At 73.6% G+C, this 7,918-nt stretch carries 8 protein-coding genes; all 8 read right to left on the minus strand.

Features of this window, described 5'->3' with window-relative positions; all coding sequences use genetic code 11:
• Positions 1-127: 127 nt before the first annotated feature.
• Positions 128-628 carry a hypothetical protein gene (locus AB0I41_RS34270; RefSeq protein WP_357115346.1) on the minus strand — a complete coding sequence of 167 codons (501 nt, stop codon included), beginning with the start codon at positions 626-628 and terminating at the stop codon, positions 128-130.
• A 221-nt stretch (positions 629-849) separates the two neighbouring features.
• On the minus strand, positions 850-1,707 hold the full coding sequence (locus AB0I41_RS34275; RefSeq protein WP_357115348.1) for a hypothetical protein: 858 nt from the start codon (positions 1,705-1,707) through the stop codon (positions 850-852).
• 73 nt (positions 1,708-1,780) lie between these two features.
• Positions 1,781-2,419, minus strand: coding sequence for a GGDEF domain-containing protein (locus AB0I41_RS34280; protein ID WP_357115350.1), 639 nt, complete (start codon positions 2,417-2,419; stop codon positions 1,781-1,783).
• Positions 2,420-2,508: 89 nt separating this feature from the next.
• Positions 2,509-3,372, minus strand: coding sequence for a MarR family transcriptional regulator (locus tag AB0I41_RS34285; protein WP_357115352.1), 864 nt, complete (start codon positions 3,370-3,372; stop codon positions 2,509-2,511).
• A gap of 203 nt (positions 3,373-3,575) precedes the next feature.
• On the minus strand, positions 3,576-4,448 hold the full coding sequence (locus tag AB0I41_RS34290) for a hypothetical protein (protein ID WP_357115354.1): 873 nt from the start codon (positions 4,446-4,448) through the stop codon (positions 3,576-3,578).
• A gap of 297 nt (positions 4,449-4,745) precedes the next feature.
• Positions 4,746-5,324, minus strand: coding sequence for a hypothetical protein (locus AB0I41_RS34295; RefSeq protein ID WP_357115356.1), 579 nt, complete (start codon positions 5,322-5,324; stop codon positions 4,746-4,748).
• Positions 5,325-5,471: 147 nt separating this feature from the next.
• Positions 5,472-6,299 carry a hypothetical protein gene (locus AB0I41_RS34300; protein ID WP_357115358.1) on the minus strand — a complete coding sequence of 276 codons (828 nt, stop codon included), beginning with the start codon at positions 6,297-6,299 and terminating at the stop codon, positions 5,472-5,474.
• Positions 6,300-6,730: 431 nt separating this feature from the next.
• Complete coding sequence (locus AB0I41_RS34305) at positions 6,731-7,687, minus strand: replication-relaxation family protein (protein WP_357115360.1); 957 nt, start codon at positions 7,685-7,687, stop codon at positions 6,731-6,733.
• Positions 7,688-7,918 lie beyond the last annotated feature (231 nt).

Genomic DNA, 7,918 nt, shown 5'->3' on the forward strand with positions numbered 1-7,918 from the left:
GGGCCGACCGCTTGGTAGCAGGCGGCGGAGGCGGTGCCGCCGCCGGTGAACAGGGTGCCGATCCCGCCCGCGCACAGCACCAGCACGGCGATCACCCCGGCGGCGATCGCCGCGAGGGCGCGGGCACTCACCGTGGCGCTCCTGCCGCTGGCAGCACGCCGCAGGGCTGCGGTGGCCGGCGGTGAGCGGTGGCCGGGAGCAGGCAGCCGGTGAGCGGGTAGGTGGCCACGCGGCTCCCGTCGCCGGTGTGCACACCGATCGCGGTGGTATCGGCCTCGATGAGGTAGATCCAGTCGGCGTCGAGGTGCCCGGCGTGGCACAGCGGGAACACGGTCACCGGCTCCGGCGGGTCCACCTCGGACGCAAGGGTCATGCCGACGTCCGGCACCGGGCGCTGCCCGGCGAACCCGGAGCGGGTGGTGGCAGTGGCATCCGGGTCGAGGTACTCCCAGTCGTGGGCGAGGATCGCGGTGATCAGCGCCCGCGTGTCACGGTGGGCCTGGCCGGCCCAGATCGCGGCCAGGGCGGGCAGAACGACGCCCGGGTGGCCGTCGAAGAGCACGAATCGGGCGTGCACGAGGTGGGGATTGTCGGGGTCGGTGGCGCCGACGTAGCAGTGGGTGCTCACGGGACAGGGCTCCTTAGCGAGAGGCGACGATTGGGACCCGCGGGTGCGTGTACGCGGGCGCGGGCTGACGGCGGAACGCCCGCGCGAGGGCTGATCACGGGCGATCGGCGCGTGGCCGCGGGCCGCGGATGACGACGCGCGTGCCGTGGTGGCAGTGCCGCGGGCGCTTGCTGCGCCTGCGCGGGAGTGAAGCTCGTGGCGTCGGCTGCCGCGGCCACTCCTCACGGCTGGTCGTGCGCGGGGTGGGGCGGCCAAGGGGCGGGCTTGGCGCGCCAGCCGAAGATCGGGTCGGTGGTCTCCACCGATCCGCAGCGAATGCACCGGGTGTAGGTGTCCTCGCCGTAACCGGCCATGGAGGGCACCTCGTCGGAGGCGATCCCGTCGACCGCCCCGCAGATCCGGCAGCGGATCGACGCGCCGTCGGGCCCCCACACGCCGAAGATCGGCTCGTCGGGGTCGGCGTGTGGCGGCACCTGCGGTCCGGATGCCGCGTCTGCGTGCGTGCTCGTGTGGGTGTGGCGGGCGGTGGCAGCCAGCAGCGCGGCCAGACCGGGACCGGTGGCGGGGATGTCGCCCGGGTCGGGGGAGTCGTCGACGACCAGCAGCGGGTGGTCCTCGCCGCGCAGGCGGGTGACCTCGTACAGGCGGCCGTCGATGTCGACGGCGTCGACGCGGCGGGCCTGCCGTGGCTGGCCGTCGCCGGTGCGGATGTCGTCGTAGCAGGCGGCCCAGGCCAGCAGCCGCGCGTCCGGCGCGGTCGCGCGGATCAACCCGACGATGGTGGCAAGGGTGGCCTGGTACGGCGTGGGCGCGTCGGAGTTGTCGAGGCTGGCGGCGAGGCGGTGCAGCAGCGCGGGCAGACCGGCCGGGTCGGTGAGCAGGTCGTCGCGGTGCAGCGGGAACTCCAGGCTGCGCATCTCGCGCCTCCGCTTCGGCCCGGCGGCGTCCAGGGGCCGGTCGTGGATGAGTAGCAGCGTCGCGGGCTGGCCCCAGCCCAGCGTCTCGGCGTCGGCGTCGGCGGCCAGGAGGCAACCGGCGAGGGTGTGGACGGCGTTGGAGGACAACACAGGGGTCTCCATTCTCGGAAAGGGGAAGGACCCCGCAGCCGGCGGCTGCGGGGTCCTTTTGGTCGTGCGGGGGTCGTGGGACGGGTCAGCGGTGGTGGCGGTCGCGGCTGCGGCGCGGGACGGGCGTGCTGTGGGGGCGGTAGTCGTACACGCCGCTGCCGGAGCGTTTGGCGTGGTACATGGCGGTGTCGGCTTCGGCGAGCAGCTGCCGGGGGCTGGCGTGCGGGTCGTGGGTGTGGGTGTAGCCGACCGAGGCGGTCACGCGGACGTCGCCGTTGATCACGCGGATCGGGGCGGCAGCGACGGCCCGCCACGCGGCGTGGGCCGCGGCGGCGGTGTCGTCCCGGTCGCCGGACACGAGCAGGGCGAACTCGTCGCCGGAGAGCCGGGCCGCGACCTGCACGGGGGTGGGCAGGCTGGTCAGGAGCCGGCCGATCTGGTCGAGCAGGACGTTGCCGGAATCGTGGCCGAGGGTGTCGTTGACGGTCTTGAACCGGTCGAGGTCGAGCAGCACCACCCCGACCGGCGTGCGATCGGCGAGGGCGGCGCGCAGGCGGGTGAGGAACAGCCGCCGGTTGGGCAGGCCGGTGATCTCATCGTGGGTGGCCTCGTAGCGGGCTACGTGGAGAGCGTGCTGCTGCCGCCAGAGCAGAGCACCGGCGAGGGCGAGGCCGGCGAGGATCCCGCCGCCGGCGATAGCGATCGTGTGCAGGATGGGAGACACTCGGGAACGCTCCTTGGTGTAGAAGGAGCACCGGGGGTGGGCGTGAGGCTCCAACTTCGACGCCCGCCCTCGGGCTGGCTGACAGTGGGCTACTGGCCGCCGGTGGCGGGGGCGAGTTGGAAGGTGGCCGGGCGGTCCACGGTCTGCACCGCCTTGCCGTCGGCGACGAGCTTGGTCGCGGCGTTGGCGACCGCCCCGGCGCTGGCCTTGGCCGCGCCGGTGCCGGCGTTCGCGGCGTCGATCAGCTTGGTCAGCTCACCGGTCTTGTAGGCCCGGTCGGGGTGGGCTTCGAGGATGTCCAGGACCGCCCCGCGTAGCGACCCGCCGATCCGGCGCGCCGTGCCTGGGCGGCTGCCGTCCGGTGGTGCGTCCGCCGCCTCGGCGTCGGGACGCCCGTCCGCGGGCGTCGGCTCCCCCGACGCGTCCTGGTCTGCGTCGGCGACGGGGGTCGAGGCGGCAACCGTCGGCGCTTCTACTTCCTGGTTCGGCTCGGTGAGCTCGGCCGGCTCGGTGGGCTCGGCTGGATCCGGTGCGACGGGCGCGTGCTGATCGGGGTGCGACCGCGGGGATGCGCCGCCGCTGGCTGGTGGCGGGACGTCGGCTACGGCGGCCGACGGGGACCCGTCACTGGCCTGGCTCTGCTCGTCGGTGCCCACAGGGCCGGCCGTCGCCTGAGGCCCCTCGGGTGTTGCCGTTGGGTGCGGGGCGCCGGCGGTGGCGGTGGCGGCGCGGCCGGAGTCGGTGAGCCGCCACAGGGTGCGGCCGTCGCCAGTGCGGAACCGCTCGACCTGCCCGGATCCCTCCCACGCGCGCAGCTTCGGGGTAGTGGTGGAGTAGCCGAGTCCGGCGTGCTCGGCGACCGCAGCGGCGGTGGCCTCGCCGAGTTCGGCCAGCGCCGCGAGAACCTTGAACGCGCTGTGCACCGGCGCGTTCGCTTCATGAGTGTCGGTCATGCTGGTGTCCGTTCGTCGTAGGGGTTGGTGCGGATCGAGGTCCACGCACTGATCCACGCTTCGACAGCGGCGGTGATCAAGTGCACGGACCACATCTCGGGACGGCAGCGGGCCTGCCCCCTGCTGCCTCGGTAATTCCGGGTGGTGAACGGCGGCCTGCGTGTCGGCAGGCGGGCCGGGAGGCGGGTGCGGCTGGGTCGCTGTCACCGTCTAGAACCGCTGATCGCGTGGGCGCGCGCGGCGAGGGCGGTCAGGTGCAGCCGGATCCGGTCGCGGATGGGCATGGAGGTGGTGGTGTCGGCGGCGTGCCACAGCCATCCGGCGCCGATGCGGTAGTAGCCGTCGCGGTCGGGGTAACAGCAGTCGTCGACGTCGAGGAGGGTCTCGCCGCCGGTGTCGCGTTCGGCGAGCACGAGGAGGGTGTCGCCGTCGAAGCGCAGCAGCGGGTATTCCCCGGGCATGGTGCCCAGCCGCCACGCGCCGGTGAGGTCCGCGGCGATCAGCCGGGCGGTGTGAGGGTCGAAACGGCAGACGAGACTGTCGTCGATGGTGTAGCCATCGGCCACCAGCGCGGGAAACGACCCGTCGGCGGCCTGCGGCGAGGTGACCATGCGCGGTCGCCAGCGGACGCCGGGTGGGGCGATGTCGGCGCGATGGTCGAAGACCTGCACGTGTGTGGCGTCGAGCGTCGGGCTGGGCCACTTGTCGGTGTCGATCGCGAGCCAGTTGCGGTCAAGGTCGCGGCCGGCGCGTAGAACGTCGATCAGCCGGCGCCGGCTGGGGCCTGCCTGCCCGAGTGACAGGTACAGGTTCTCCTCCGGTTCGTCGTGTGAGCCGGCGACGCGACGCCATGAGGTGCCCACGGCGGCCTGCTCGTCGCCGTTGTGGTTGTGCCAGACCGGCACGCCGTTGGAGCGCAGCACGCCGCGGGGGCCGGTACGCGTCAGGGCCAGCGCGGGGCCGTTGCGCTCGCCGGCGGCGGCCTGTGCTCTGGTGAGGTGGTGGGTGGGGCAGACGAGGGCGTGTTCTGCCAGGGGCAGCACGTCCTGGAGCCGGAACCACAGTCGATCGGGCATGACTCGTGTACCTTCTGATCGGTAGGGAGGGGAAGAGGGAAAGGGCGGCCTGTTGCTGGCCGGGCTTGGTGGGACGCCCCGGCCCGGGGCGCCCGGCGACGCGCGGCCGGCCGCCCGTTGGAGGTGCCTCGACACTGGTCACCCGGTATGTGGTCGAGGGTCGCGCCGTTCGGCTGGCGCGCCGAGCAGGTGCCGCGCGAGAGCGGATCGCCCGGTCCCGGTTGGCCTACTCGCCGGCTTCGCGTGCGGTGATGGCCCGCCTCGCGGCCTTGGTGGACCGGTGGTCGGCGTCGGCGCTCAGGCGCGTGCGGCGGTGAGCAGGCGGCGCAGGCAGGCCGGGATGACGGTGGCGCGTACCCGCGGGGGCGGGTCGTCCAGGACGACGGTCGTGGTGGTGGCGGCGCCGCGTAGGCGCAGGATCTGGTAGTGCCGGCCGTCGATGTCGCAGGCGGTCAGCGCCCGCACCCCAATCCCGTCGGGGCCGGCGGGTAGGCCGCGGGCGGCGGCGTCGCGGCGGCCATTCTCGCTGGTGTCGAGGCCTTCGCCGAGGAACGCCAGTGCGGTCAGGCGCCGCTGCCCGCTGTGTGCCCACTGGGCCAGCCACGGCGGCGCGTCGGGGGCGGTGAGGTGGGCGGTGAGGGTTTTCAGGCCCACCCAGTAGGGCAGCCGCATGCCGGGGACGGTCTGGGAGTGCAGCCACCAGAACGCCGGATCGATGCCGATCTCGTCGATGTCGATGCGGGGCTGGTGGCGGTGGGTGGTGGCGTCGAACAGGCCGATCAGGGTGGGCAGGGCGTCCCAGCCTTGGGTGTCGGCGGCCTGTTCGACGGCGGTGAGCGCCGCGCCGATGGCGGCGGCGCGGTGTCGGGCTCTCATCAGTGATGCCTCCTCGCGTTAGGGGTGAAGCGGTGCGGTGGCGCGCCGGCCGTGTCGGGGCGGGCATGCGGGCCGGCCGGGCGGCGCGCCTGGTGTCCCCCGGGTGCAGGGATCAGGGCGCGCCGTCCGGTCCGGCTTGTCGTGCGGTTAGAGGGCGACCGCGAGGAGCCGCTGGTCCGCGGCGAGGGTGTCGAGGTGGGCCAGGGCCTGCTCCAGGTAGGTCACCCGGTGGGTGAGGGCGTCGCTGGCCGGGGCCAGCTTGCGGCCGTCGGCGGTGAGCATCGCGTCGCCGGCGACGGCGCTGGCAGACTTGTAGTGCTGGTAGGCCATCTGGCCTGCCTGGTACATCTCCAGCTCACCGACGCCGGGTTGCCCAGGGCCGGGGGTGGCGGCGGCGTGCATCCGCATCGCGTTGACGCGGGGCTGCGCGTGGAAGTCCGCGATCGCGGTGTCGATGGGGTAGCGGTCGGGGTCGGTGAGGTGGCGGGTCTCGAACACCGGCCACGGGGTGGCCGCTCGGGTGCCGTGCACGACGTGCTGCCAGATCTGGTAGCGGATCCCGGCACCGACGGCGGCGGCGTGCCGCATTCCCTGCAGGTCGAGCAGCCGCAGGGGTCCGCCCGCGCATGGCGCGGGGCGGCCCTTGCGTAGGCCGATCATCTGGTGGCGCTGCCACAGCCGCAGCTGCGGTACCGCCCAGAACAGGGGCGTGAGGGTGCCGGTGACACCGAAATGCGTGTCGAGGTGGTGCGCGGTGAGCGCGTCGGCGGGCAGGTCGCCGGGCAGGCAGATGACCATCGTGGCGATGGTCGGTGCCGGCAGGACCGTCGGCCGCACCGCAGCGGTGGTGGTCCGGGTGGGGGCTGGTCGGCGCGTGGGCGCCGGGGCGGCCTGCGCCGGGGCGGGCCGTGCCGGGACGGTGGGCAGCACGCGACTGCCGTGGCGGGTCAGCGGAGTGCCGTTGACAGCGGACATGCGGGGTCCTCCTTGGGTGGGTGCGTGTGGGCACGCGGGGATGACCGGCCCACCGGGTGCATGGGTCGGGTCAGGGCGAAGAGGGGAAGAGGAGGTGCGGTGGTGCGGTGCGGGTGGCTGGGTGCGACCCCTGAGGGCCGCCGCGCGGTGCGCGTGCCGACCGGCCGAAGCGGGTGGGCGTGGCGTACCGCTGGGTGCGGCGGGGGGTCCCTGGGGTGGGACCGAACCGGGGTGGAGCGATATGTGGGTGTGGTGTTGCCGGAAACGGTAGAGGGGTGATCTGTCAGCGTCCCCTGCCCGTGTGGTGGCCGAAAAGCGGTGCTGACCTGCACTGTCAGACGTTCCCGCCGCCTGGGCGCGTTGGTGAGGATCGCTGCCTGTCAGATCCGGCGGATCTGACAGGTGAGGCGTTCGCCTGACAGATTGTCGAGTCAGCCGTCGGTGTCGGGGTGGGTGAAGCGGTGCGGGTTGGTGGCGGGGTTGTCGGGGCCGTGGTCGCTGGGCAGCTCGTGTAGCCAGCGGCGCGGTCCCGGGTTGGTGGTCAGGGTCCAGGCCGGCCCGGCGGGGTGCTCGTCGTGGACGCCGGTGGCCACCGGCATGGCGGCGGGTAGGCCGGCCAGGGCGCGCAGGAGGTTGGTCTCGCGGCGGCGGCTGCGTACGCGCAGCAGGACGGGGTAGCGGGGTCCGAACTCGGCGAGGCGTTCGTAGGCGCGCAGCTTGCGCAGCACCCGGCCCAGGTTCTCGGTGTTGTTGTCGTGTTCGAGGAAGAACCCGACGGTGCGGTCGCCGACGGACCAGACGCCGTGGGCGTCGGGGCGGATGTCGGCGGCGGCGAAGGCGGCGGTGGCGTGCTGCTCGGACCACCAGCGCAGCAGCTCGGCGTGGGGGTCGGTGCGGGTGTAGGCGTGCAGGTCGACGAAGAGCTGGTTGACGCCCAGCAGGTGCCGCAGCTTGCTGCTGCCAACGATCCGTTCGGTGCGCTCGATGCTGCTGCGCGGCGGGCGTGCGGTGGGCCGGTCGGGGTCGGTGTAGGCGGTGGGATGCACCACGGCGCCGAGGGGGCCGAGGGCGTAGAGGTACTGGCCGGTGCCGGTGGTGACGTCCACGAACCGGGTGACCGCGTCGATGGAGTGCAGGGTCGCCAGCCGCAGCAGGGCCGCCCGCCGTGACGGGAACAGGGCTTGGGCGATCTGGTCGGTGGACAGCAGGTAGTGCTCGGCGAGCCAGCCGAGCAGCTGACGGTCGCGCAGGGTCAGTCGCCGCAGCAGCTCCAGACGTTGCTGGCGAGGCAGGCGCCGGGACGACGGGGAAGGCGCGGGAGAGGGGGGCATGGAGGGGTCCGGGTCGGAGGGGTCGGACGACTGCGGGTCGGAGTGTTCGGCGGACATGCTGGGTTCCCTTCAGGGAAGGAGGAGGATCCCCTCTGAGGGAGGGGTGTCTGGAATTGGTGGGGGCCGTGACCGAGGGGTGGTCACGGCCGGTGCGCAGCACTGACAGGCCCGTCCGCGCCGTTGGGTCAGCGGCACGGAGCTGACCGGTGGTGAAGAGGCCGTGAAGGGCTGACGGAAGGTGCAGGTCGGGCTCGATGTGGTGGCGCTGACAGACACCGAACAGCGATG

This window comes from Micromonospora sp. NPDC050200 (assembly GCF_040656135.1).
Classification (GTDB): domain Bacteria; phylum Actinomycetota; class Actinomycetes; order Mycobacteriales; family Micromonosporaceae; genus Micromonospora.

Bases quoted from the DNA above. Each gene is read 5' to 3' on its own strand.
- AB0I41_RS34275 (WP_357115348.1), bottom strand. From the start codon at position 1,707: ATGGAGACCCCTGTGTTGTCCTCCAACGCCGTCCACACCCTCGCCGGT.
- AB0I41_RS34290 (WP_357115354.1), bottom strand. From the start codon at position 4,448: ATGCCCGATCGACTGTGGTTCCGGCTCCAGGACGTGCTGCCCCTGGCA.
- AB0I41_RS34305 (WP_357115360.1), bottom strand. From the start codon at position 7,687: ATGTCCGCCGAACACTCCGACCCGCAGTCGTCCGACCCCTCCGACCCG.
- AB0I41_RS34295 (WP_357115356.1), bottom strand. From the start codon at position 5,324: ATGAGAGCCCGACACCGCGCCGCCGCCATCGGCGCGGCGCTCACCGCC.
- AB0I41_RS34285 (WP_357115352.1), bottom strand. From the start codon at position 3,372: ATGACCGACACTCATGAAGCGAACGCGCCGGTGCACAGCGCGTTCAAG.
- AB0I41_RS34300 (WP_357115358.1), bottom strand. From the start codon at position 6,299: ATGTCCGCTGTCAACGGCACTCCGCTGACCCGCCACGGCAGTCGCGTG.